The 24,418-nt window shown below is 59.6% G+C and carries 18 protein-coding genes; 10 read left to right on the top strand and 8 right to left on the bottom strand.

Annotated features, from left to right (window positions below; translation table 11 throughout):
• Positions 1–21 precede the first annotated feature (21 nt).
• The 6 genes from AC6FTP_RS14220 to AC6FTP_RS14195 all read left to right on the top strand — a co-directional run bounded on the left by AC6FTP_RS14220 (position 22) and on the right by AC6FTP_RS14195 (position 7,229).
• Positions 22–894: a metallophosphoesterase gene (locus AC6FTP_RS14220; RefSeq protein ID WP_497207579.1), complete on the top strand. Its 873-nt coding sequence runs from the start codon at positions 22–24 to the stop codon at positions 892–894.
• Positions 891–2,321, top strand: coding sequence for a 3-keto-disaccharide hydrolase (locus AC6FTP_RS14215; protein WP_497207578.1), 1,431 nt, complete (start codon positions 891–893; stop codon positions 2,319–2,321). The genes AC6FTP_RS14220 and AC6FTP_RS14215 overlap by 4 nt, the downstream gene beginning before the upstream one ends.
• Before the next feature lie 23 nt (positions 2,322–2,344).
• Positions 2,345–4,399 (top strand): hypothetical protein, encoded by a 2,055-nt coding sequence (locus AC6FTP_RS14210; RefSeq protein WP_497207577.1) that lies wholly within the window; start codon positions 2,345–2,347, stop codon positions 4,397–4,399.
• Positions 4,396–5,226 (top strand): hypothetical protein, encoded by an 831-nt coding sequence (locus AC6FTP_RS14205; RefSeq protein ID WP_497207576.1) that lies wholly within the window; start codon positions 4,396–4,398, stop codon positions 5,224–5,226. Before AC6FTP_RS14210 ends, AC6FTP_RS14205 begins: the two co-directional genes overlap by 4 nt.
• Positions 5,227–5,344: 118 nt before the next feature.
• A complete protein-coding gene (locus tag AC6FTP_RS14200) occupies positions 5,345–6,565 on the top strand; it encodes a polysaccharide pyruvyl transferase family protein (protein ID WP_497207575.1) in 1,221 nt (406 codons plus the stop codon).
• A gap of 226 nt (positions 6,566–6,791) precedes the next feature.
• Positions 6,792–7,229, top strand: a complete 438-nt coding sequence (locus tag AC6FTP_RS14195) for a DUF5069 domain-containing protein (RefSeq protein WP_497207574.1) — start codon at positions 6,792–6,794, stop codon at positions 7,227–7,229.
• A gap of 90 nt (positions 7,230–7,319) precedes the next feature.
• On the opposite strand, the gene glnD is transcribed toward AC6FTP_RS14195, so the two are convergent.
• The 5 genes from glnD to AC6FTP_RS14170 all read right to left on the bottom strand — a co-directional run bounded on the left by glnD (position 7,320) and on the right by AC6FTP_RS14170 (position 13,497).
• The gene (glnD, locus tag AC6FTP_RS14190) at positions 7,320–10,133 is read right to left on the bottom strand and encodes a [protein-PII] uridylyltransferase (RefSeq protein ID WP_497207573.1); all 2,814 of its coding nucleotides are present in this window, start codon (positions 10,131–10,133) and stop codon (positions 7,320–7,322) included.
• Between the two features lie 15 nt (positions 10,134–10,148).
• Complete coding sequence (locus tag AC6FTP_RS14185) at positions 10,149–10,682, bottom strand: adenine phosphoribosyltransferase (RefSeq protein WP_497207572.1); 534 nt, start codon at positions 10,680–10,682, stop codon at positions 10,149–10,151.
• A 68-nt stretch (positions 10,683–10,750) separates the two neighbouring features.
• Positions 10,751–11,080 carry a hypothetical protein gene (locus AC6FTP_RS14180; RefSeq protein WP_497207571.1) on the bottom strand — a complete coding sequence of 110 codons (330 nt, stop codon included), beginning with the start codon at positions 11,078–11,080 and terminating at the stop codon, positions 10,751–10,753.
• A 76-nt stretch (positions 11,081–11,156) separates the two neighbouring features.
• Positions 11,157–12,053 (bottom strand): 2-hydroxyacid dehydrogenase, encoded by an 897-nt coding sequence (locus AC6FTP_RS14175; protein WP_497207570.1) that lies wholly within the window; start codon positions 12,051–12,053, stop codon positions 11,157–11,159.
• A gap of 19 nt (positions 12,054–12,072) precedes the next feature.
• Complete coding sequence (locus tag AC6FTP_RS14170) at positions 12,073–13,497, bottom strand: sulfatase (RefSeq protein ID WP_497207569.1); 1,425 nt, start codon at positions 13,495–13,497, stop codon at positions 12,073–12,075.
• Positions 13,498–13,642: 145 nt separating this feature from the next.
• On the opposite strand from AC6FTP_RS14170, the gene AC6FTP_RS14165 reads away from it, so the two are divergent.
• The 4 genes from AC6FTP_RS14165 (at position 13,643) to AC6FTP_RS14150 (ending at position 18,571) form a co-directional block, all read left to right on the top strand.
• Positions 13,643–14,398, top strand: coding sequence for a sulfite exporter TauE/SafE family protein (locus AC6FTP_RS14165; RefSeq protein WP_497207568.1), 756 nt, complete (start codon positions 13,643–13,645; stop codon positions 14,396–14,398).
• Between the two features lie 61 nt (positions 14,399–14,459).
• Positions 14,460–16,154 carry an apolipoprotein N-acyltransferase gene (gene lnt, locus AC6FTP_RS14160; protein ID WP_497207567.1) on the top strand — a complete coding sequence of 565 codons (1,695 nt, stop codon included), beginning with the start codon at positions 14,460–14,462 and terminating at the stop codon, positions 16,152–16,154.
• Complete coding sequence (rnhC, locus tag AC6FTP_RS14155; RefSeq protein WP_497207566.1) at positions 16,142–17,110, top strand: ribonuclease HIII; 969 nt, start codon at positions 16,142–16,144, stop codon at positions 17,108–17,110. Before lnt ends, rnhC begins: the two co-directional genes overlap by 13 nt.
• A 93-nt stretch (positions 17,111–17,203) precedes the next feature.
• Positions 17,204–18,571 carry a prenyltransferase/squalene oxidase repeat-containing protein gene (locus AC6FTP_RS14150; protein WP_497207565.1) on the top strand — a complete coding sequence of 456 codons (1,368 nt, stop codon included), beginning with the start codon at positions 17,204–17,206 and terminating at the stop codon, positions 18,569–18,571.
• Positions 18,572–18,591: 20 nt separating this feature from the next.
• Here the strand turns inward: AC6FTP_RS14150 and AC6FTP_RS14145 are convergent, their stop codons facing one another.
• From AC6FTP_RS14145 to AC6FTP_RS14135, 3 genes are all read right to left on the bottom strand, one after another.
• Entirely contained in the window at positions 18,592–20,949 is a 2,358-nt protein-coding gene (locus AC6FTP_RS14145; protein WP_497207564.1) for a neutral/alkaline non-lysosomal ceramidase N-terminal domain-containing protein, read from the bottom strand.
• A gap of 89 nt (positions 20,950–21,038) precedes the next feature.
• Positions 21,039–21,554 carry a hypothetical protein gene (locus AC6FTP_RS14140; RefSeq protein ID WP_497207563.1) on the bottom strand — a complete coding sequence of 172 codons (516 nt, stop codon included), beginning with the start codon at positions 21,552–21,554 and terminating at the stop codon, positions 21,039–21,041.
• Between the two features lie 108 nt (positions 21,555–21,662).
• On the bottom strand, positions 21,663–24,418 hold a 2,756-nt coding region (locus AC6FTP_RS14135; protein ID WP_497207562.1), incomplete at its 5' end, for an IPT/TIG domain-containing protein.

Below are 24,418 nucleotides of genomic sequence, written 5' to 3'. Positions count from 1 at the left end.
GCTGTCGTTATGGCCTGCGTCATGAATTCACGCCGCGCTTTTCTTCATCACAGCACACTTTGCCTCGCCGGATTCGGCGCGGGAAGCATGCTCGCCGCTGAGAGCGATGCCAGGCCGCTACTGCGCGTCGGTTTGATGACGGACCTTCATTACGCGGACAAGAACCCGACCAAGACGCGCTTCTACCGCGAGGCGCTGGCAAAGCTGGACGAAGCGGTGGAGTTCATGAACCGCGAAAAACCGGCGCTGGTGGTCGAACTCGGCGATTTTATCGACCAAGCGGATTCCGTGGAGAGGGAGATGGAGTGGCTGAAGACGATGGAGCAGCACTTCGCGAAGCTGGAGATGCCACGGCATTATGTGCTGGGAAATCACTGCGTCGGCACGCTGACGAAGCAGGAGTTTGCGCAGCACACGAAGGCGGCAGGAGGTCATGCATCGTTCGAGAGCGGCAGCGTGACCTTCTTGCTCCTGGATGCCTGCTTTCGTGAGGATGGCGCACCGTATGAGCGGAAGAACTTCAACTGGCAGGATGCGAACCTGCCAAAGGCCGAGCTAGCATGGCTGGAGGCTGAATTGAGCAAAGCCAGCGGCCCGGTGATCGTGCTCGCGCATCAGCGGCTCGATCTCGACAAGGCTCATGCCGTCAAGAATGCGCCCGAAGTGCGGGCGCTGCTGGAGAAGTCCGGCAAGGTGCTCGCAGTCTTCCAAGGCCACTCGCACAAGAACGACTACCAGCACATCAGCGGCATCCACTACACCACGCTGGTGGCCATGGTGGAGGGCACGGGCTTGGAAAGCAGCGGCTACACCATGCTGGAGGTGATGCCAGACAGTTCGCTGCGCCTGAACGGCTTTCGGAAGCAGGTGAACCGCACTTTGAATCACGCATGAAACACATCCTTCTTCTGGCGCTGACGAGCGCTTCTCTGGCGGTGGAACCTGGCTTTGAACCGATCTTTGACGGCAAATCACTCGATGGTTGGAAGCATGGCGGCAACTGGGCGGTGGTGGATGGCGAGATCGCCTGTGTGAAGAAAGTTGGATCACTGGTGTATGAAAAAACCAAGGTGCCGGATGACTTTGAGCTGCGCTTTGACTGGAAGGTCGCCAAGGGCTGCAACAGCGGCGTGTATTACCGGCCCGGGCAGTATGAGTATCAACTGCTCGACAACGCCAACAGCCCCTATGGCGAAAATCCGCGTCAGGCGGCGGCTTCGCTGTTCTTTGGCATGGCACCGATGAAGGATGTCGTGAAGTCGTTTGGCGAGTGGAACGAGGGTCGCATCGTATGCCAAGGCTCGGTGATCCAGCACTGGCTCAATGGCGAGAAGGTCATTGATTTCGACTACACGGACTCGCGCTGGTTTCATGAGCTGGAGGTGCTGCGCATCCGTGGCGGTGATTTGACGAAACGAGGCGCGAACCTCTCTCTGCAATATCATGGCGCGGATGTGTGGTTCAAAAACCTGCGCTGGCGGGCGATCCCGACGGATGAAAAGCTGCTGAGCGAGAATCTGGTGCCGATGCCGATCCCCGATGGCGCTTTGAGCAAGGAGCAGGAGCGCGTGAACAAGATGCTCGCGGGTAAGAAAGGCGAGTGGAAGCACGAGGAACTGAAACGCTTCAAGGCGGACGAGGCGCATCAAGGCGTTGCCGTGGATACGGAGCACTTTTATGCGATCACGAATGCCGCCATCGGCAAATACCGCAAAGACAACGGCGAGCGTGTCGGAGGCTGGAAAGACATCAAAGACGGTCACATCAAGCATCTCAACGCCGGTGTCATGCTTGATGGCAAACTCTGGTGTGCTCACTCGAACTACCCCGAGATGCCGATGAAGAGCTCCGTGGAGGTCTTTGATCCGAAAACAATGCAGCACCTCGAAAGCATCGACCTCACCAGTGTCGGCGGATCACTCACCTGGGTGGATCGTCGTGATGGCTGGTGGTATGCCTGCTTTGCCCAGTATGCGAAGACCGGCGATCCGGCGCGCACGCGCGTGGTGCGCTTCGATTCGAATTGGAAGCCCGCTGCCGAGATCCGCTTCCCAGCCGAGATGGTGGCTAAGTTTGGCAAGAACAGCAGTTCCGGCGGCAGCTTCGGTCCAGATCGCCATCTCTTCATCACCGGGCACGATGCGCAGGAGTTGTATGTCCTTGATTTGCCGGTGGCGGGCGATGTTTGGACCTGGCGATCCGCCATTCCGATCTCCGCACACGGTCAGGCCTTTGCGTGGGACCACAGTCATCCCGGCATCGTTTACTCCATCGACCGGAAGACGAAGGAGGTGATCGTTTCGCGGATTTTAGTTCGTTGAGAGGCGCCATGAGCTGTCGATTTTTGATTCCTTACCTTCTCGCTGTGGGAGTCTTGTCCGCAGAGTGGACTCGCGAGGCGTTGGATGGAATTTCCCAGGCTGGCAACACCGACGATGAGAGCCTGCGCCAGTCCACATTGGCAAAGATGGCCGCGCTACCTTCGCTGAATGAAACGCAACGCAAGGAGGCGACGTCACTCGCTGATTTTGCACGTCGCTGGAACCAAAGCGGGCTGAAGTTTTACGGTGCCAGCGTGCGAGGGAAGCCGCATCGGACGATTGGGGACTATGATTTTGGGGTGGCGAATGATTCGCCGCTACGGCCTATCTGTGAGCTGTATCGCGGGCGGATGCTGGCGTGGACTTTGATCGAGAACAGCACGGTGCGCACGAATCCGAAGGAATCGAAGTGGTTCAAGGACGAGGCGGTGGCGTCGTTTCAGCGGGTGAAGGTAGCGTTTCCGAAAAACACGGTGGCACGGATGTATCTGGGCGAGGCGTTGCCATGGGGCGCGGTGCCGGAGAAGGTCGAGGGAGCGCCGGAGTGGGCGACTTTGCAACGCGAGCAGCTTGAGCGGCTCGGTGAGATCATCCGCTGGTGGATCACGCATCGGCAGAAAGCTGACACGGGCGAGTTTGGCGGCGGCTGGGGCGATGATTGCGAAATGTGGCGCTGGTGGGCGGCGGTGCTGCTGGGCTTTGATGATCCGCAGATCACGGCGGCGCAGTTGAAATTTTCGCGTTCGGCTGTCACGCGTCCGCATTTGAAAGGCGGCTTCAACACGACGATCACCGATGTGGAGCACGCCGCCGAGGATACGACCGACAATCTGGTGCCGCTGATGGTGCTGGAGCCGGAAAATGAGAAATGGACGAAGTGGGGACTGAAGCTGGGCGACTTCATGCGCGATGTGTGGACCGGCAAAAACGAGCGCGGGCAAACGCAGTTCAAGAGCTTCTACTTCAGCGCCACCGAGACCGCGCCGCAGCCGCAGCGCGCGCTGGATGTGATCGCGGATGTCGGTGCGCTGCATCCGGCGCTGCTCGCGTGGCAGAAGACTGGCGATGAAAAACTCGGCGCACAGATTTGTGCGTGGCTGGACACCTGGGTGGATGCCACGACTCGTGCGGAGAACGGTAAACCCGCCGGCATTCTGCCTGCGAGCATCCGCTGGCCGGATGGTGCGGCCGCAGGTGCCGAGGGCAACTGGTGGGAGCCGATCAAACCCGGCGGCTTCATGCACAGCTACTATATCTGGCCGAGCGTCATCACCGAGATCACCGATGCGCTGATGCTGGCGCATGTGATGACGGGCAAGGAATCGTATCTAGCCCCGTTGCGCTCGATGGCGGCGATCCGGCTCAAGCATTTGAAGAATCCGGCAGGCGAACTGAAGCCTGGCACCGAGGCCTGGTGCGCGGACCAGCTCGCGCCGCGTCAAAACGCGAACAGCAACACGGGCGGACTCGTGAAGACACTCGCACGTTTCAAGGCGCTCACTGGCACGAACAAGTTCGATGAACTGATCGCGCTCGAAGGCTCCGAATTCGTGATCCGCACCAATGAGGCGGGCAATCGCGAGTTGGAAGCCGCGTTGCGCGAGAGTCTCGGCGCTTTGCGTGTGAACTTCCCCGGTTTCACCAGCGAAGTGCGCTCGACGGATCGCTGCATGCGCTTTGTGCAGTTCCTGGCGCAGGACTATGCCTTCGACGCCTACAAAGGCGTCACGCAGCCGAAGCACGAGCTGCTCTACCGCATGGTCACAGGCGACAAAAACGCGCCGCGCTTCCCGCAAATGGCCGTGCGCTGGCTCACTCCGCCGAAGGACATCGCCGCGCTCGTCACCGAGGCCAGCACGACGAAGTTTGCCGCGGAGCTGTTCCACTTTGGCAAGGAACCGCGCGAGATGACCGCCGAGCTACGACAACTGAAACCCGGCGGCTACACGGCAAGTCTTGTGGTCGATGGCAAGATGATGAAACTGCCTGAAAGCGCCGTGAAGATCGCCAAGGGTCGCTACACACGCCTTTCGCTCACCCTGCCCGCAGGGAAACTCGCCTCGTTGCGCATCGAATGAAGCCGCTGTTCCTTTTCATGCTGATCCTGCCACTGCGCGCTGCGGAACCGCAGAATCCGTCACCGATGGTCGAGCACACGCGCGAGCATCCGCGCATGAAGGAAGAACATCCGGCGGGAGAGCGGGTGAAGCTGGATGTTGGCACGCTGTTCATTCCACAAGGCATTGCAGACCATAAAGAAGCGCCGCTGCTCATCTTCATGCACGGCGGAACCTGGATTCCTGAAGTCGCTGCCGTAAAGCACGGCATGGCTGCGCTCGTGATCCAGCGCAGCGATGGCTACACGTCGCTGTTTGAGAAGGAAGGAGCTTTGGAAGCGCTCGTCGATGCTGCGTCGGCCAAGGCGGCGATGCGTTGGACGCAGATTACGGTCGGCGGTTGGAGCGCGGGCTGCAGGGGTATTCGCGCGATGCTAAGTCACGAGTCGGCGGTGAAGCGAATCGACCGCGTGCTCATGATTGATGGCATCCACACCCGCTACACCGATGGCAAACCCGGTCCGACGGAATCGAAGATCGACACCGCCGCGCTGCGGCCCATCGCCGCCTTTGCTCGCGAGGCGATGGCAGGCCGCAAAAGCATGCTCATCACCCACAGCGAGATTTTTCCAGGCACCTTCGCCAGCACGACGGAGACGGCGGACTGGCTGCTGCGTGAAGTCGGCATGAAACGCCGAGCGATCCTCAAATGGGGCCCGATGAAGACCCAGCAGCTCAGCGAGGCGAAGGAAGGAATGCTTCACCTCGTGGGTCTGGCTGGGAACTCCGCGCCGGATCATGTGGATCAACTTCACGCGCTGCCCGATTGGCTCGAAATGCTGCGCTGAAGAGCGAGTCCGACAGAATACACTGCGCTACACATTAGGGTGATCGTTTGCTGGATGGACATTCCGTCTGGTTCGTGTCCAAAATACCGGTTCATTCGACTTACTTGATCCCCAGCCCATGAACCGCCGTCATTTCCTCCAGACCACCGCCGCCGCTTTGCCCACGTTTGCCATCGCGCAGGGAACGCCGAAGAAGCGCATCCTGCTGCGCTCGTCGTGGCAGACGGTGAACATCGGCGACATCGCGCACACGCCGGGCATGCTGGCGCTGCTGGAAAAACATCTGTCGGGATACGAGGTGACGCTGTGGCCGAGCAGTGTGGAAAATGGCGTGGCGGAGATGCTGACGAAGCGCTTTCCCAAGCTGAAGATTCTGGCAAAGGATGGCGCGGCAAAGGCGGAGGCATTCAAGACGCATGACTTCCTGCTGCATGGCTCGGGGCCGGGCATCGTGGGGCAGAAATCCATCCTCGAATGGACGGAGCAGACCGGCAAACCCTACGGCATCGGCGGTGTGACCTGGAGCTTCTCTGAGGAAGGCGTGAAGGTGATCAGCGGGGCGAAGTTCGCGTTTTTCCGCGACTCGGTGTCGCTCGCGCTCGCCAAGGAAAAGGGCGCGACGAGTCCGATCATGGAGTTCGGTCCCGATGCGACTTTTGCCTGCGATTTGGTCAATGATGAGCCTGCCGTTGCTTGGTTGAAGGAAGTCGGGCTGGAGGATGGAAAGTTCGTCTGCTGCATCCCGAAGCTGCGCAACTCGCCCTACTGGGAGATCAAGAAGGGCGCGAAGTTTGACGAGAAGAAACACGCTCAAAACGAGGAGATGAAGGAGCACGACATCGGTCCGCTGCGCAACGCGGTCATTGCCGTGGCACGGCAGACGCCGATGAAGGTGCTGCTTTGCCCCGAGGACGCGAGCCAGATGAAGCTGAACAAAGAGATGATTTACGATAAGCTGCCCGAAGATGTGAAAGCCAAGGTCGTCTGGCGGAAGGACTACTGGCTCACCGACTTCGCCCAGAGTGTGTACAACCGCTGTGCGGGCCTGTTCGGCAATGAGCAGCACAGCCCCATCATGTGCATCGGCCATGGCATCCCGGCCATCGTCTGCCGTTACAAGGAGCAGACGAGCAAGGGCTTCATGTGGAAGGACATTGGGTTGAGCGAGTGGCTCTTCGACCACGACTTCGACGAGGCGGAAAAGGGCCTCACGCCCGCCGTGCTCGCCATCGTGAATGACCCGCCCGCCGCGAAAGCGAAGGCGCTGAAAGGCAAAGCCGTCGCCGATGAGCGCATGAAGCGCATGATGGACGTGCTGCGTGCCGAATTGATAGCGTGATTGTGTCATGAACCACCGCCCCTGAATCCACACAACCGCCCGAGTGATCACAAGCCTGTTCGCGTCGTGATTACTTCGTTCGATCTGGGTTCCAGCGGGGCAACAAGGCAGTGCGACGTTATTGCGGAGCGTGTGTCAGTTTCGGCGAGTCCAGTTGGCTGCTGCAAAGCGGTTTGAAACCGTAGATTCGATTGCCAAGCGACCCTGCCGCGATCAAATGCGCCGCATGTCCGCCAAACCTGATCCCGCCACGCTGCCGTGCAGCCCTTTCGATGAAACAGCCGGCTTGAAATACTTCCCCCGCATGCTGGGGAAGATCCGACTGCATGCAGAAGGCAGGTTGTGGGAAGATCTTCACGCCAATCTTGGCAAAGGCAGCGACGGAGCCATGGTGGACTTCTTGCACATCAACTATGACGATCTGAAAGCTCGCGTGCTCCAAGGCGGCACCGATGAGGAGATCCTGCAATGGTGCCAGGAGCAAACGCGTCCGCTGAATGACACTGACAAGCTCGTCTGGAACTACTACACGACGAAACTCGGCTGGAATGACCACATCACAGCAATCCTGGCAAAACGGAAGGCTGATGGCGGTCTCGGTGATCGCGATGACATCCAGACCATCGCGCATTACATCGACGTGGATGAAGGTCGGCTGCCTTGATGTCCGCGTGGGGCTTGGCGAAATCACCAGGCTTAGGGCCCAGTGGGGGTGTTCATTTCCGTTCCAGACTCTCTGGCCGCACATTGCACTTTATGCCGCAGCTTTCTCGCTTGGCTGCTTTTCACGAGCGGGCTGGAAAATCGCGGCCTCAAGCGTGGTCTTGAGGGTGTCGATCTGCTCTTTGTCGCGCAGTTTGTCGCCGTTGGCGGTCTGGATGTAGATGGCATCAATGGCGACGCCTTTTTCCGTGCCGATGCGCGCGTGTGTGATGCTGTGGCCGAGTTTGCCGATGGCCATGAAGAGATCGTAGAGGAGGCCAAGCCGGTCCACCACTTGCAGCTCGGCCACGGTTTGATCGTGCGAGATGTCGTTGTTGATAAACACGCGCTGCGGGATCTCAGCCATGACTTCATCGAAACCGGGGACCTCTTTCCGGCTGGCAGCAATGGAGGGACCGAAGTCGAACTTCTGCTGAAGGAAGGCGGCGCGCACGGCTTGCTCGACACGTTGTTTGGCGCTCTTGCTGGCGACGGCGGCGAAGTTCGTGTTGCAGACGCGGAAGATGTCGAGAACGAGGTTGTCGCTGCGCTGGTAGAGGTCGGCGCTGAGAATGTTGATGCTCTGCGCGGCGAGCGCGCCGGAGATACGAGCGAGGAGCAGACGGCGATCCCAGCAGGTAACGACGAGTTCGCTGTAGCCCTGCTCGGCATGGTCCTCCCAGGTCATGACGGGCATGAGTCCGGCATCAGCGTCCTCCAGAGTGAGCTGCACGAAGAACTGCCTGAACTGGCGGATGTGGGCGGCGATCTGGGCGGGCTCGCGGTAGTTGAAGTAACTGCGCGGCATGTGCTGGAAGTGCGCGCTGATTTCGAGGCCGAAGTCGGCTTCGAGTTCTTTTTTCACGGCTTCGCGGACATCATCCAGCGGCACGGCGACACGGCGCATGAAGTCGGCAGGCGCATCGAGGTAGGCGACGGTGCTGTGGTAAAGCTGAAGGATGGAGGCTTCCTTGTAGCCTGACCAACTGGCCTCACTCGTGCCTTTCGAGTCGGCGTAGGTCATGACGAGCAGTGTGTCGAGATACTCCTTCGTTTTCACGATGGCGGCCACTTCGCCGATGACCTGGGGATCATCCAGGTTCGCGGTGGTGGCAGTGCGATACATGAGCAGGTGGTTGTCCACGAGGAAGAGCAGCAGCTTGCGGCGCTCGCCTTTGATCGAAAGTCGGCGGCACACCGCATCGGCCATGATGGTGCTCTCGGCATCGTGAGCTTTGGCGTTTGCAGCGCGGCCGGCATCATGAAGCAGGAGCGCTAGGTAGAGGATCTCGGGCTGGTGCAGATCGTGAAACAACTGCTGGTAGAGCGGTCGCACCTTGATGCGGGCGTCGCTCAGTTCATCAAGCATGTCGATGGTGCGCAGTGTGTGCTCGTCAGCGGTGTAGCGGTGGAAGAACTCATGCTGCACGAGGTTGGTCATGGCACCGAACTCGGGCATGTAGCGTCCAATGAAACCGACACGGTGCATCTGTCGCAGCACACGGGCGACATCACCCTTTTTGGCAAGGATGGCGAGGAAGGTTTCGCGCACGCTTTTGTTGTAGCGGTAGCTCACGTTCACGAGGCGGAAGCTTTCCTGCATGATCTGGAAGAGCTCCGGACTCATGCGCAGATGGCGCTGCTGAGTGTACAAGAAGGTGCGCATGAGGCGCGTGGGGTCTTCTTTGTAAACGGTGCGCGCCTCGGGGTAGAGGCGCTCGTTCTTCACGATGAAGCCATCCAACTTTTCTGCGCGCTTCTGAGCTGCCTTGCGGCGCGCCATGAAGCTGAGCAAACCACGCTTCGTCTCCTGACCTTCGAGCGCGGCGAGGTGGAAGCGATCCATGACCTCGCTGCTGCGCTGGAGGATGTTGCGCGTGGCGGTGTAGTAGTCGCGCATGAAGGCCTCGATGCGGCGCAGGATGCGTTTGTGACGGTAGCCGAGGTTGGATGCGACGAAGCCCTGCAAGCGGAGCGTGAGGATGTCACTGGCTCGGCGTTCGGTGTAGTGCATCTCATTGCGCGCACGAAGGATGAAGTCGTAGGCTTCCTCCAGCTCACGCCAGCCAGCCGGGGTCATCAGACCTTTCTGGACGAGCTCTTTCGGGTTCAGCGTGCGCAGTTTGGCATAGGACATCCAGATGAGGTTCTGGTAGTCACGCAGACCTCCGCAGCCGCTCTTCACGTTAGGCTCCTGAACACAGTGGGTGCTGCCATGCTTGGCATGTCGGCTGGCGAGATCTTCCTGGCGTTGCTTGAGAAATTCTTCCTCGCGCCCGGCCATGCATTCCTTGTCAAAGCGGGAGCGGAACTCATTGAAGGGAGCTTCACTGCCACAAAGCAAGCGAGCCTCCATGAGCGCGGTCTTCGTCTGCATGTCTTCGTTTGCCAGCTCGATGCAGCCGCCGACGGAGCGTGTGGCACGACCGACTTTGAACTTCAGATCGTAAAAGAAGAGCAGGTAATCTGCGATGAGTTTGGCCGTGTCAGCAGGGACTTGGGCTCCGTTCCCTGGCAGCATGAAGGTGAGATCGACATCACTGAATGGGCTCATGATTCGGCGGCCATATCCGCCATGGGCGACGACGCTGAAATTGACCTTCGCACGTTTGTCCGGGGGCAGTGAGGCGAGGCTTTCAGCCCAGAGCTGGCGTGCGAGACAGTCCATGACATCCGAGCGCATGCGGCAGATCTCCGAGCCGCCGACTCCGGCGCGATGGCGCTGCTTGATGCGGGTTTCCTTGAGCTTGAGGAAGCGTTTTGCGAGCTTCAGTGTCTCTGTGCGGCTATGCGGAAGGGCGCTGTCATCGCCAAAGATTTTCAGCCGGATGGCCTCGACATGTTTCTGATACTCGCGCTCGGTCATGCTCAGGGTCGAGGATCAAAAATGGATGAGTGAATGGATCGGCCCGGTGTGGGCGATCTTCTGGCGACCTTCGAGGAAGCCGAGTTCGATGAAGAAAGTGGAGCCGAGCAATGTGGCACCAGAATCTTGGATAAGCTTTAATGCAGCACCAGCGGTGCCACCGGTGGCGAGGAGGTCATCCGCCAGCAGCACACGATCACCTGGAGCGAGTGCATCGATGTGCATCTCCACGCTGTTCGTGCCGTATTCGAGGCTGTAATCCAGGCCGTGGGTCTTCCACGGCAGCTTGCCTTTTTTCCGCACGGGGATGAAGCCTGCGCCAAGCCGCTGGGCGATCATGGCACCGAAGATAAATCCACGTGCGTCGATGCCGACGACCTTGTCCACCTGCTGACCGGCGAAGGGCTCGATCATGCCATCAATGGCGAGCTGCATGAGCTTCGCATCCGCGAGGACAGGGGTAATGTCTTTGAAAAGAATGCCCGGCTTCGGGAAGTCGGGCACGTCACGGATGGCAGTGCGGAGCTGGGCGAGAGAGTCAGAAAACATGGCGCGGCAGTCTTGGAGGACTGCCGCGCCGATGCAAGGATGGAGATGGAGGGTTTTTCAGCAAAGAATCAACGACCGAAGGAAAAACTCCAGCTCACGCCGCCACGTGAAGGCGGGCAGGAGGGGCGATAGCCGCCGTGACTGTAGCCGTGGTAATGACTACGCGGGCTGCAGGTGCTGCATCCGCACGAGGTGTGCTGGGTGACCCAGCGGCCGACGGGATTGCCGCAGCGATCATGGCCGTAGATCTGATAGACGGCATACACGGGGCGCCCGCAGGGCAGGTAGCTGATGATGCGACTGTGCGGGGTGGAGCAGCGATCCCAGGCCTGGGTTTCCGATGGAACGGCGAAGCCAAGAGTGGTGGCGGCAGCGACGAGAGCGAGGATCTTTTTCATAGTGTGGTGAACTTGGTGTTCGCGGGATTCAGACGAGCCTCTTCGAACCCTATTCAGCCACTTCAGAAAATTTTTCTCAGCACACTGGCGTGAGCAAATCACGACATGCGAAGTGTGCCGCGAGGTTGTCGATCACGAGCTGTGCCATGGCGCGTCGTGTCTCATGCGTGCCGCTGCCGACATGTGGAAACAGCACGACATTCTCGCATGAGATCAACTCCGCCGGAACATGCGGTTCATTTTCAAACACGTCGAGTCCAGCGCCGCGAATGACTTTGTTTTGCAGTGCCTGGATGAGTGCTTTTTCATCCACGACGGAGCCGCGCGCGATGTTGATGAGCGTGCCTGTGGAGCCAAGTGCAGCGAGCACTTCGGCATTCACGAGATGCTTGGTTCCAGGACCGCCCGGACAAGCGATGACGAGGAAGTCGGAAGCTTCAGCGAGTGCGTTCAGCGAGTCACAATACTGATGCGACACGTCCTGCGGCTGGCGTCCGTGATAGGCGATCTTCATGCCGTGCGCGCTGAGTCTTTGGGCGATGGCTTTGCCAATGCGCCCGAGTCCGAGGATGCCGGCGGTTTTTCCGCGCAAGGCATGGGCGAGTGGAAATGGGGCGCTCGTCCATGAGCCTGCGCGGGTGAAGCGCTCGGCTTCGGCGAGGCGGCGGCTGGTCATCAAAACAAGCGCGCTGGCGATGTCGGCGACATCATCGGTGAGCACATCGGGCGTGTTCGTGACGCGGATGCCACGTTCACGGCATGGGGCGAGCGGGACGCCGTCATAACCAACTCCGAAAACGCTGATGATCTCCAGCTTTGGCAGGGCGGCGAGGAGTGCGTCGGTCACGGTGAAACCACCGGGCACGACGATGGCACGTGTCTCGGGATCAGGCTGAGTGACGCATGTGTACGCTGCGGTGAGAGGCTCACGCAGGAAGTCTGGCAACGAGACGGGAAGGTGGACGGTGGACATGGCGGGTGCGGGGACTGAGTTACTTCTTCTTACCCTTCTTCGCCGGACCACCCCAGGCGGTCTCGGGGTCGTAGTCTTCGTTCTGCGTGGGTTCCTGGGCACCGACTTCTTTTTTCCAGGCATGGAGCTTTTCGGTGAGACGCTGGGCGATGTCTCCATCGATGTCGGACGTGTCCTGCATCTCGCCGGGGTCGCGGCGGTGGTTGTAGAGTTCGACTTTGCCGGTTTCGAGGAACTCGATGAGCTTCCAGTCACCCTCTTTAATAGCAGAGTAAGGCGTGGCGCTGCCGGGATGGTAATGCGGGTAGTGCCAGTAGATGGCGTCGCGTTTGAGAAAGCCTTTTTCAGTGAGCAGTGGCATCAGGGATTCGCCATCGACGATCTGACCGTCTTTGAGTTTCGTGGCGGTGGCTTCGAGCAGGGTGGGGACGTGGTCGTAGCTGATGACCGGGGTATCGCATTCACTGCCGGGATTGATTTTGCCAGGCCAGGTGACGATGAGCGGGATGTGGACGCCGCCATCGTAGGCGCTGCCTTTGCCGAGGCGTGAGGGGCTGTTGTCCGTGGGGCCGCGTGACCAGCCTTTGGCGCTGACGGTGCCGGAGAGGCCGCCGTTGTCGCTGGTGAAAATGAAGATGGTGTTCTCCCACAGGCCTTCTTTTTCCAAAGTGGCGCGCAGGCGGCCCACGCTGTCATCCACGCTCTCGACGAGGGCGGCATAGACGGGGTTTGAGTGGCCTCCTGCAGCGCGCTTGGCCTGATATTTGGCGACGACTTCGGGCTTGCCCATGATGGGGGTATGCACGGCGTAGTGGGGGAGGTAGATGAAGAAAGGCGTCGCCTTGTTTCGCTCGATGAAGCCGATGGCCTCGCTGGTGAGGCGGTCGGTGAGGAATTCGTCCTTCGGGCCGTCCTTCAGGGTATCGATGCTATAGGGCGAGAAGTAGCTCGGCGGAGAACCGCGATCCGTGCCGCCGATGTTCGTATCGAAGCCCTGATGCTGGGGGTAGAGGTCTGGGCTGCCGAGGTGCCATTTGCCGATGCTGGCGGTGGCGTAGCCGCGTGTTTTGAGCCGCTCGGCCAGGGTTTCTTCTTCCGAGGGCAATTGCTTGGTCCACTCGGGGATCTTGAACCGGGCGTGGGGGCGGTCGTGTCCGGCGATCCAGTCGGTGATGTGCAGCCGGGCGGGGCTTTTTCCTGTCAAAACAGCGGCGCGAGTGGGGGAGCACACCGTGCAGGCGGAGTAGGCCTGGGTGAACTTCATCCCGTCCTTCGCGAGCTGGTCGATGTGCGGCGTCTCGTAGTATTTGCTGCCGTAGCAGCCGAGATCCGTCCAGCCCATGTCGTCGATCAGCATGAGGATGATGTTCGGCGGTGCTTCCTGCGCGGAGAGCAGAGGGCTGAAGGCCGAGAGGAGAACGGCAAGGGAAATGGGGCGTGGCATGGTGATCATTATGAACACGATAATGGGGGGACTTGTATCAAATCAATCTCTTGATACTCCCACTGTGTAGGTATGACTTTAGTTTGACTTGAGGACTACCGACGACGACAGCAGCGCCCCCTCCTACCCAGGCTCGGTCTCAACCATGGATCACGACATCTACATTTACATCATCGCCGGTTTCGTGGCGCAGCTCATCGACGGTGCGCTGGGGATGGCATACGGCATCTCGGCGTCGAGTTTGCTGATGGGATTCGGGGTGCCTCCAGCCGTCGTGAGCAGCACGGTTCATGCGGCGGAGTGCTTCACCACCGGCGCTTCCGCCATCTCACATCACGCCTTTGGAAACATCAGCCGTGATCTCTTCCGCCGGCTCCTCATCCCCGGCATCATCGGCGCGGCAGTGGGTGCGTATGTGCTCAGTTCCTTCGATGGCGAGTTCATCAAGCCCTACATCTCCGGCTACCTGATGATCATGGGTGTGGTCATTATCGTGAAGGCTTTCATGCCATTCCCGCCTCGTGAGGTCACGACGAAACTGACCCCGCTGGCCTTGGTCGGCTCCTTCCTCGACGCCGTCGGTGGCGGCGGCTGGGGGCCGATCGTCGCCACCAATCTCATCGTTCGTGGCAATTCCGTCCGCGAAGCCGTGGGCAGCGTCAACGCCGTGGAGTTCTTCGTCACCTTGTCCGCCTCGATCACCTTTTTCATGAGCATCGGCCTCGGCCACTGGCAGGTCATCGCCGGTCTTGCCGCTGGCGGAGTCATCGCCGCCCCCTTCGGGGCTTATTTGACGAAAAGACTGCCGCATCGCCCGATGATGGTCGTCGTCGGCACCCTCGTCATCGTCCTGAGCCTGCGCACCTTGCTCAAGACGCTCGGCTACACGACTTGGTTCTGATCTTTGGCCGCAGGGCTGAAAAAGCATGGAAACTCCCTGCCAGTCTGCCATCACTGAGAGGATGTCGTTGAATCAGAATCGCTGGCTGGCGCGTGCCCTTCCGCTGTTGAGCGGAGGCTCCTTGGTGTTTGCCTTTCCCAACTGGAATCAGGAGTGGGTGGTATGGCTGTGGCTGCTGCCGCTGCTCGCCGTCATCTGGGGAACAAGGGAAGTGCGCAGGCCTTTCTGGCCGGGGTATCTCGCAGGACTGGCTTTCTTCATCCCGAATCTAGCCTGGGTGCGGCACTCGTCCCGTGTCATGGCCGGGGCGGTGGATCACTCCTGGCTCGGCCTGGGGCCGGAGCTGATGGGCTTCGGCGCGTTGATTGGGCTGAGCGCCTACTGCGCCGTGTATTTTGGGATGTGGAGCTGGTTTGCGCATCGCTACGCCAGGCCGGATTTGAAGAAATTGACGCAGGGCTCGTGGCAGGAGAGCACCTGGGAATCCCTCCGCTGTGCATTGCTGGCGGCGGGTGCGTGGGTGGCTTGTGACTGGCTGCGCAGCACGACGGTCTTCACGGGCTTTGGATGGAATGGCATGGGCGTGGGCCTGCATCAAAACCGCGTGCTCATTCAAATCGCGGATCTCGTGGGCGTGATGGGCCTTTCCTTCCTCCCGGTGCTGGTGGTCTGCACCGCTTGGAATGCCCTCCGGCGCATGTTCCATCTCTACCACGGCACAGGCTCCTGCCGGACACGGCTGGACTTCACCCTCGCGATGGTCGTGCTGCTTTCGGCGGCGGGTTATGGGGTCATGCGCATCACCGCGAAACCGGCGGACTCCGTCACGGTGCGCACCCTCCTCGTGCAGCCAAACGTCTCCCAGGTGGATGCCTGGAGCGGGCGCTTCGCCCCGCAGGTCTATGAGCGGCTGGACAAATTCACCCGCCTGTATGCCGAGGCCCGCGATGGGAAGTCGGGCATCGATTTGGTGATTTGGCCGGAGAGCGCGCTGCCCGTGCATCTCCATGGGCAGCCGGAGCGCTGGGGCCTGCCGAAGCATGAGACCTTCTTCAATGACCTCCTCAAATCCGGCGACTTCAGCCTCATCACCGGCACGGAACTGTATGACTCCTCCGAGCACGGCCCCGGCGGCCACGTCTCCGCCGTCCTCTTCCGGGGCAGCTACGCCCACCGTCAGGACTACCACAAAGTCCACCTCGTCCCCTTCGGCGAATACCTGCCCTTTGGCGACTACCCGCCCTTCTCCCTCCTCCGCGGCGTCATCCCCGGCGACTTCGAGCCGGGGAAAAGCACCGTGCCCCTCAAGCTGGAAAAACCCGAGGTCGGCATCATCCCGCTGATCTGCTTCGAAGACACCGTCGGGCGGCTCGCGCGTCGATTCGTCCGCCCCGGGCCGCAGATGATCGTGAACATCACCAACGACGGCTGGTTCCTGCAAAGCAATGAGATGGAGGTCCACACCGCGAACGCCAAATTCCGCGCCATCGAGCTGCGCCGTCCCATGGTCCGCGCCACCAACACCGGCGTCACCTGCTTCATCGACACCCTCGGCACCGTCACCCACCGCCTCGCCGATCCAGAAACGGGCAGCACCTTGATCGAGGGCTGCCTGCCCGGCGAGGTCAAGGTGCCGAGCACCGGCGAGATGACCTTGTATGCGCGTCATGGCGACTGGTTCGCGCTGCTTTGCCTGGCTGCGTGCGTCGTCCTCGTTTCCCTCCGCCGACTCCGCCGCCGCTCATGCCAGCCCTGACCTCCTACACGAAGCCCCTGACCAGCGATCAGGCCACCCGTCTGCGCGCCGTGCTGGCCGAGGCCGGCTGGACTTTTGAAACGAAGCCTTACTGCCTCTACGCCGCCTCCCGGGGGAAGGTGAACGTGCTCGTGTATGAAAAAGGCCCCAAGGTCCTCGTGCAGGGCAAGGAGACCCAGGATTTCGTCACGAACCTGCTGGAGCCCCAGGTGCTCGGCGTGGCCGAACTCGGCTACGAAGAGGTCCACCACCCCGAGATGTTCGAGCCCCACATCGGCGTCGATGAAAGCGGCAAAGGCGACTTCTTCGGTCCCCTCGTCATCGCCGGAGTTTATGTGGACCGGCAGGTCACCCATGCCCTGCGCGACCTCGGTGCCGTGGACAGCAAGCGCATCAGCAGCGACGACAAAGTCTTCAAGCTCGCCGACCTCATCCGCAGCGTGCCCGGCCTGCGCTGGCAGGTCATCCAGATCAGCCCCGCGAGGTACAACGAGCTCTACGAGAAGTTCGGCAACCTCAATCGCCTGCTCGCCTGGGGCCACGCGAAGATCATCGAGACCCTCCTGGAAAAGGTGCCCTCATGTCCGCGCGCCATCTCGGATCAGTTTGCCAACCCCGCCGTGCTCCAGCGCGCACTCCAGACGCGTGGCAGGACCATCGAGCTCATCCAGCGCACCAAGGCCGAGAGTGATCCCGCCGTCGCCGCCGCCTCCATCCTCGCCCGGGAAGGTTTTGTGAAATGGCTGGTCCAGACCGGGCAGAGTCAGGGCATCGAGCTGCCCAAAGGCGTCTCCGCCGCAGTCAAGAGCAACGCCGCTAGGATCTTCCAGCGCGACGGCATCGAGGGGCTTCGCCAGGTGGCCAAACTCCACTTCAAAACCACGCAGGAAGTGACCGGCGAGATTCAAGAGCAAGGCACCACGTCCGTCCCCGCGCCCCCTCCCGGCAACGCGTGAGCCATTCGTGGTGCAACCCCTTTGGATCTGCCTCTCGGATTCTGGTTTGACTCTTGCTGGCGATTTTCGGATAAGCAGGTGCCTGCCAATGCCATGAAGATCCGAATTCCTTTCCTGATCGTCCTCTCCCTCGTGGTCACCGCTGATGCGCGCACTTGGACAGACATCAACGGCCGCAAGATCGAAGCCGAGATGACTGGCATGGACCCCGCCTCGCGCTCGGTGAAAGTGCGCCTCGCCGATGGGCGTGACTTCGCCATCCCCATCGCCTCGCTCAGCGCCGAGGACATCGCCTTTGCCGCCTCGCAATGGCGGAAGATGCAGGCCGACGGCACAGCGGACACGACCCCGCTGCCAGCCGCCGCAGCGCCCGCCACGGGCAATGCGCCAAACCCGCAACTGCTACCGCCGCGTTTCATCGGCCGCATGTCGCCCGGCTCGCGGATCGCGCTCATTCAAAAGCACGGAGGAGATCCCAAAATCGAAGACGCTGTGACACGCTCGCTCGATTGGCTGAAGAGCAAGCAGAACGAGGATGGCTCCTGGGGCACCTCATCGAGCAAAGCGGGTTACACCGGCTTAGTGCTGCAATGCCTCACGGGGCACGGCGAAGGCCTGACATCCGCCGCTTATGGTTCAGTCGTCACCAAGGCCTGTGACTTCCTCATCCAAACAGCCGCAGCGAATGCCCAGGGCATGCTTTCCAGCAACACCAAAGGAGGAGGGGGAACCTATGAGCATGGCATCGCCACCGCCGCACTCGGGGAGGCTTACATCCTCGCCAAAGCCAGCGGCAGCGTGCCTCCAGAGCTGGCTGGCACTTTTCAGAAGGCTGCCCAGTTCATCATCGAGAGCCAAAACCAGCGAGGCTCGTGGAGCTATGGCGGCATCGAGGCTGGCCACCCGACCAGCTACAATCCCACGAGCAAGGGCGAGGATCTATCCCTGGCAAACTGGCAACTCCAGGCGCTCGTCGCTGCCAGAGAGTCAGGCATCCCCTTCAAGGGACTCGATGCCTGCCTGAAAAAAGCGGCTGATTACCTTGAGGGGAAGCAATCCAAAGACGGGGGCTATGGCGGCGTGAATTCGGACTCCCACTACAACCAGTGGCACATGTCCGGTGGTTCCATCCTCGGTCTGCAAATGCTCGGCAGTGCTGCCAAGACCAGCAAAGGTATCCGCTTCCTGCGCGCAGCGCTCACCCAGGAACCGCCCGACTGGCAGAAGTCCTTCAACCTCTACAGTTGGTGCTCGAACACATCAGCCTTCTTCAATGCAGGAGGTGACGACTGGAAGTTCTACGTCGCCACGATCATCCCCCAAATCCTCGCTGCGCAGAAGGAAGATGGCAGCTTTCAGGCCGGCAAAGCAAGCTGGCCGGCCGCAGCTGCTAGCGAAATGAACTACCGCCAGGCACTCTGCACACTCCAGTTGGAGGTCTTCTACCGCTACGGGAAGTGAGCGAAGGCATGACGTGCCCGTCATTTCAACAAGCCATCCAACCACGCATAGGCCGCCTGTCGCTCTGCCTCGGGGAAATCGTGCGGAGCATCAGGGGTGACAAGCGTGAGGTTCTTCTCCGCTTTCAACAGCGCATACACCTCTCCTGCTTTTGCATAAGCCTTGCGCACGCCACTGACGTCGAAGTTGCTATCCTTCAGCGGTGAATTGGAAAAGACCCCTCGCGGCGCGAGGGCGGCGATGACCTCGTAAAAGTCGAAGGGGATCTTGTCGGCGTTGTTTTCAAACACATCACGGATGCGCGGCATGTAGCGGTCGCTGGTCCAGCCCGCGACTTTGCCGCCGTAATAGTCGTGGAAGGGCGTGAAGCCGCAGCTCGTCACCACGGCCTTCAATCGTTCATCAAAGACTGCCGTGAAGAGCGAGTTATGTCCGCCCAACGAATGGCCGATGACGCCGATGCGGTCCTTGTTCACCTGCGGGAGAGTTTCGAGGAGATCGACGGCGCGCATGTTGTTCCAGATCGCCTTCATCGAACCACTGGCCCGTGCGGCACCGTGCTGGGTGAAATCATACTCGTATTCCCCGAACGAAGGATAGTCTGGAACGAGACACACATAGCCCCGCCCGGCCAGCTCATGCGCGTAGTGCAAGGAAGGCAGCCCCCCCAGCCCAGCGGGCTCATCCTTGCCGATCTTCGTCGTCTGATGGAGGCAGAGCATGGCAGGCGCTTTGCCGCTTGCAGGCAGCTCATTCGGGATGAGCAACCACGCAGGCACGCGGTCGCCCACCTCCGGTGTGAAGCGTACTTTGCGCCGTAGATACGTGGGCGTCTTCTCTTCGGAGACGACTTCGACCTCCAGCGGAGCCCAGCGTGAGGTGTCATGCAAAGTACCCATGACCTGCTGCATCCCTGCTTTGATGTGCGAAACACGTTCGGCCCAGTCTGCCGCTGTTTTGACTGCGCGTTCACCGCCGCTGGCATCGCGCACGACGAGCAGATTTGAGTGATCGGGATACGCAATGGCCTGCACTGCCACGGCAGGTTTGATTTGCTCCGGCCTCGTCAGGAACGACTTCGGCATCAGCGTATGCACCGCGCCCATGATGCGCTCTTCGACATCGGGCGCGAACTTCGTCGGGCGATCATAATAGACCATCGCGCCCGCGCCCTCGTAGCCCCCTTCATCCAAGACGCGGCGAGATGGCACGTAACAGGGAACGTCGTTGGAGTAGCCGTTCACCCACAGGCGGGAGCGGTCGAATTCGCGCTTGATCCGCAGCGAGTAATCCACCGTGATCTCACCCGGCAGGAAGACCATGGCCATGTCATCTCCGAATGACCATCGCTGCACGAGGTAGGGCAGGTGAGTCGGGAGCGCCTCGCCACGATCGAGTCGCGCGAGGTTTTTTTTCGCGTGATACGCGGTCGCCGCCGTCTTTGAAGCGGCAAGGGCTGCCCACTCTTCGCGCGTCGGCAGCTTGTCATAGGCGAGCTCGATCAGCTTTGTCTGACACTCCAGTTTGCCGTTTACAGGCACTAACACAGCCGTTGTCAGCCGTTTCGCCTCGGCTCCAAGGTCTTCTCCATACTTTTTGACGAGCTCCATGGTGCGGCGCGGATTCGGATTCTGATCCGCACCACAACCGAGTGCCGTCAGCGCGATGGCACCGGGGAACTCGCGCTGGAGCGCCTCCTGGGCCACGCCGGCCCAGTCCCCATGGATCTCCTCAATGCCGATGGTCGTGCAATGGCAGGCATAGCTGGTGAAGATCGCCCGCACTTTCCCATCGGCGTCCGTGACACGCAAAACGGGCAGGTCATGATCGATCGGTTTTAATGGGAACGCGCGACGGTTCGCGGCGAAACCGACCTTGCCAACCCCCCAGGCCAGTGTCGCCGGTTTCCGGTCCGCCAACGCGGCCAGCGCGGCTTTTTCGATGTAGTCTGTGAGTTCACGCGTGTAGCGCTCAATGGCGACCATGTGCTCCGCAGGGATGTCCATGCCAAAAAGGTTTGGCAGGATGCCCAGGATCATCGGCGCGCAATGCGTGTGGCTGGAGCAGATGGCGAAGCGCTCATTGATCAGCTTGGTCTTCGCCGAGAGCCGACGCAGCACTTCGTCTCGCATTGAGGCCGGGATGCCGCAGTTGTCCACCGTCACCAAGACCGCCGGGCCTTCTTCATCGCTGCCAATGGCAAGCGCTTTGGCAAAGATGTGCTGTGAGACGCCCGTGTTTGGCAGACGACGCCCGCCGTAGCCACTGAGCCGCACGGGATAGTCTGGCGTAATATCCACCGAGGCCGCGCCCACTTGCCGATATTCCTCAGCGATGGTGACAAGCGGCAGCAGGCAAAGAAAGAGGAAGAACTTCATGCCAGCACTACGCCGCGCCGCCGCGAAGGCTTGCCGCAGAAAGGCTCTTCTGGTCAAAGAGCCGCGCCCATCGAGATTAAGACTCGAAGTTAATTCCCCTCGATCACGGCACCAGGCTCGATCTTCCAATTTCCATTGTCACTGGTGACCTTCCACTGGCGGCGCTGGAATTGCTTTTTGTAGGACCAGGCGGCCTCGTAATCCCAGGTGCTGCCGCTGATCTGTTTCATGGACCTTATCTGGATGACGAATACAGGCACACGGAAATCGGGGTCGATGGCGGTATTCTCCGGCGGTGCAGTGCCAAGCACGCTGGCGCTGATGATGCGGAGCTTGAGATCATCAAAACGCTTCAAAAACGGCACGCTGGCAGGTGTGAAATCCCGGGCTCGAACGATCTCACCCAAGGCAATCGAGTAACTTTTCTGCACGCCAGGATTCAGGTCCGGCAACGTGCGAATGATCTCCCGCACGAGAGCCTCAGTGCCAGCCGACTCATAATCTGCCAGGGATGCTCCTTCACGATCCACAGGACCGCAGGAGGTGAGTAAAATCAGAACAAACAGATGGGGAAGAAAGCGGGCAAACACCCTGGTAACTGCCATGGGATTCGAGCGCGCGCAATTTCTCCCTTTCGATGCAGAGGCACGAATACGAAAAAGCCGTCTGCGCTTTGGGCGCAGACGGCTTTCCAAATATTCTTCGAGCGTTGATTACGGAGCTGGAACTTCCGCCTCGACACTAAAATCATCAAAGATGATCGAGGCACCACTGGAGTGACCGTCTGCACCAAGATCCCAGACAGTCGAAATGTCAGAGAATCGAGACCCCGCAGGCAGAGGGATACTCGATTCCGTCACTGGAACACCATCCATATGGACGATCCATGTTCCAGCCTGCTGATTAACGGCAATTTCGAAGCGATGGGCCCCACCGCCGGGCGTGATGTGCTGAATGGAGTCATGCACGGTTCCATCAGGCTCAACTGAGGAAATCCGCCCTGTGGCACTGTCGATCCAAAGGGCCAGAAGTGGATTGCCATCATCGCCACTCACCTGCCATCCAAACTGATCGTCACCATTTTCCTCTCCAGGCTCCAGACGCATGGTGAAGCTGGACACCACCTGACTGGAAGACTGGGCTTGGTTTCCAACATCATGCCAAAGCACCACAGGTTCTGTGCCGACCACCTTTTCACCACCAAAATGAACAGCCGAAGTTTCAGTGCTGCTGATCTGCCCAGACGAGGCTTCATCCGAATCGCTCATAGTCTTACTCCCACCGACTTGGACGATATCAACAGACTCAGAGGACTTCTTTGAAGCAGTCGAAGAAGGCGTGACCGTCAGGCGAAGCTGGAAAGGACCATTAAAGACCCAATTGCTGCCGAGGTAGATTGTCCCAGGGCTGATGCGAATCAACACGAACTCATTAGGATTACTGGTCGCCAAGCCTACTTGGTTTGGACCTACCGTAAAAAGGGGTGTGCTGGAAGTTGGTGTATTCGGGAACCTGAAGACGCCGTCTGGACCTGCAAAATTCGAGGTCGTCGGATTCGTGCCTGTTTGTCGATAGAGATCTATTGCCAAGCTGGCGACTTTTCCACCTGAGGTTAGGCCCGCGACAAAAACTGTCAGATCCGATGGATTTGGCAGCCTGATCAAAAAATAGACTTCGTCAGTTCCTATATTACTGCCGTTCGCGGTGATTCGAGACGGCACTCCTGACGCTGCGGTCAAGATGGTCGAGTCTATTCTATAATAGCCAAAGGGAGGGTTTAATGGATCAACGTAGAAGTTCTCACCGTTTTCATAGTCGGTAGTCCTCCTGAATAGTTCTGTGGTGAACGTCGTAGTCGGATTGACCGTCCCAACCTCAATCGGGGTATCTGTCAGGGGCGCGGCACCCGGCACCGTAGCGAGAATGGAAGTGTTTGATTCCTTCACAAAGGTGGCAGCCTGCCCACCGAATAGAACGCGAGTGGTATAGTTGAGGTTTTGTCCGAAAATGCGCACCTTCTCACCAGCACGAGCAACGGCAGGATAGAATTCGTAGATGCACTGGCCCGGAACAGGCGCAATCGTCGGAGGAGGGATTGGGGAGACCGTAATCTGAACGGTGTTGGACTCCGTCGTTCCAAAGTCGTTGGTAATCACACACTTGTAGGTTCCTGCGTCCAAGAGTTGCGCGACTGCAAAAGACAGCTTGGCGGCTGTTTTTCCAGGCACGTCCTGCCATGCAGTTCCACCGGGTATCGAAACCTGCTTCTGCCATTTATATTTGATCGTCGGAGACCCCGTAGCAGTAACTGTCGTTTCGATCTTGGATTCCTGAATGCCACTGGCAGCAGGGGGCTGGCCGACAACAACAGGCGGACCACTGACGGTGATGCTCAGCGCCTTGCTGGTGACTTTGCCGCTGAAATTTTGAACGATGCAGCTGTACTTGCCGGTGTCAGAAATTTGAGCTGGGTCGATGATCAACTCGGCAGCAATCTGGCCGACAATGGGAAGATTGTTTTTGAGCCACTGATAGGTCAGAGGATTGGCTGGGATGATCGGGGCTGGTGGAGCTGGGACATCTGCAGGCCGGTCAGTGCCAGAAGCGATGACTTTAAGATGCAGCTTTTGCCCGGCCGGAATTTTTGGCGTGGCCACAAGCCCAGGCGTGGCGTTATAGGGCAGAACTGTCGTCTCTTGTGTGATCTTCGGGGCGGCATCCACCTGGAGGTAGATAAGGTTGGAAACGACCGTTCCTGGGCTCGATGGAGCCTTGGGTGCATTTGAAATGGTGCATTGGTATTCCCCGATCTCAGCGGCAGAAAGCTTTGAAAGCGATAGTGATGCTGTCTTGCTGAGGATTTTGTCATTGAACAAGGCCTGCCCCGCCGGGCGGAATTTCCAAGCATAAGCAAGGGGAGTGGTTCCGCCTGCAACAATGGCCATTTTCACAGCCCCCCCCGTGGCACCAAACAGTGGGCCAACAGGTTGAGAAATAATGACAGGAGGAGAGATAATGGAGATAGCTGCAGCCGCACTCGTCACGGTGCCCACTTCGTTTCTCACTACTACTTTGTAGCTGCCACGGTCATCCCACGTGATCGAAGAGAACGCGAGAGTTGCAGTATTGGTGCCTGTCCGCGTTGCGGTATCAGCAATGTTTTTACCATCTTTCTGCCACTGGTATAGCAGTGTCCCCTCATTTCCGGTGGTGTCCATGACCACCATCAAACTCGGGCTGGCTGGTGCTGCGGTGATGTCTATGGTGGCCTTCTGGGGCTGAGTTACGATTTTGGGTTTATGAACCACCTGCACTACGGCGACTTGCGCACTCTCCGTGGGTTGTTCTCCAGGCAGGCCTAGATCAGGGGTAATCTCATTGGTGATGCGCACTTTGTAGTTCCCCGGCCCCTCGGCCACGCCCGCGGCAGTCGAATCGGTTCCTTTGATCGACAGGGTCGGCTTGTTAG

The organism is Prosthecobacter sp., from assembly GCF_044378005.1.
Classification (GTDB): Bacteria; Verrucomicrobiota; Verrucomicrobiia; order Verrucomicrobiales; family Verrucomicrobiaceae; genus Prosthecobacter.
Note: the sequence above shows the minus strand (reverse complement) of the source record. Positions and strands in the feature narration are given on the sequence as shown.

What these genes read in the sequence shown, in the direction of transcription:
- AC6FTP_RS14220 (WP_497207579.1), top strand. Translation starts at nt 22, where the DNA reads ATGAATTCACGCCGCGCTTTTCTTCATCACAGCACACTTTGCCTCGCC.
- glnD (WP_497207573.1), bottom strand. Translation starts at nt 10,133, where the DNA reads ATGACCGAGCGCGAGTATCAGAAACATGTCGAGGCCATCCGGCTGAAA.
- AC6FTP_RS14165 (WP_497207568.1), top strand. Translation starts at nt 13,643, where the DNA reads ATGGATCACGACATCTACATTTACATCATCGCCGGTTTCGTGGCGCAG.
- AC6FTP_RS14150 (WP_497207565.1), top strand. Translation starts at nt 17,204, where the DNA reads ATGAAGATCCGAATTCCTTTCCTGATCGTCCTCTCCCTCGTGGTCACC.
- AC6FTP_RS14195 (WP_497207574.1), top strand. Translation starts at nt 6,792, where the DNA reads ATGTCCGCCAAACCTGATCCCGCCACGCTGCCGTGCAGCCCTTTCGAT.
- AC6FTP_RS14175 (WP_497207570.1), bottom strand. Translation starts at nt 12,053, where the DNA reads ATGTCCACCGTCCACCTTCCCGTCTCGTTGCCAGACTTCCTGCGTGAG.
- AC6FTP_RS14185 (WP_497207572.1), bottom strand. Translation starts at nt 10,682, where the DNA reads ATGTTTTCTGACTCTCTCGCCCAGCTCCGCACTGCCATCCGTGACGTG.
- AC6FTP_RS14200 (WP_497207575.1), top strand. Translation starts at nt 5,345, where the DNA reads ATGAACCGCCGTCATTTCCTCCAGACCACCGCCGCCGCTTTGCCCACG.
- lnt (WP_497207567.1), top strand. Translation starts at nt 14,460, where the DNA reads ATGTCGTTGAATCAGAATCGCTGGCTGGCGCGTGCCCTTCCGCTGTTG.
- rnhC (WP_497207566.1), top strand. Translation starts at nt 16,142, where the DNA reads ATGCCAGCCCTGACCTCCTACACGAAGCCCCTGACCAGCGATCAGGCC.
- AC6FTP_RS14180 (WP_497207571.1), bottom strand. Translation starts at nt 11,080, where the DNA reads ATGAAAAAGATCCTCGCTCTCGTCGCTGCCGCCACCACTCTTGGCTTC.
- AC6FTP_RS14170 (WP_497207569.1), bottom strand. Translation starts at nt 13,497, where the DNA reads ATGCCACGCCCCATTTCCCTTGCCGTTCTCCTCTCGGCCTTCAGCCCT.
- AC6FTP_RS14205 (WP_497207576.1), top strand. Translation starts at nt 4,396, where the DNA reads ATGAAGCCGCTGTTCCTTTTCATGCTGATCCTGCCACTGCGCGCTGCG.
- AC6FTP_RS14145 (WP_497207564.1), bottom strand. Translation starts at nt 20,949, where the DNA reads ATGAAGTTCTTCCTCTTTCTTTGCCTGCTGCCGCTTGTCACCATCGCT.
- AC6FTP_RS14215 (WP_497207578.1), top strand. Translation starts at nt 891, where the DNA reads ATGAAACACATCCTTCTTCTGGCGCTGACGAGCGCTTCTCTGGCGGTG.
- AC6FTP_RS14140 (WP_497207563.1), bottom strand. Translation starts at nt 21,554, where the DNA reads ATGGCAGTTACCAGGGTGTTTGCCCGCTTTCTTCCCCATCTGTTTGTT.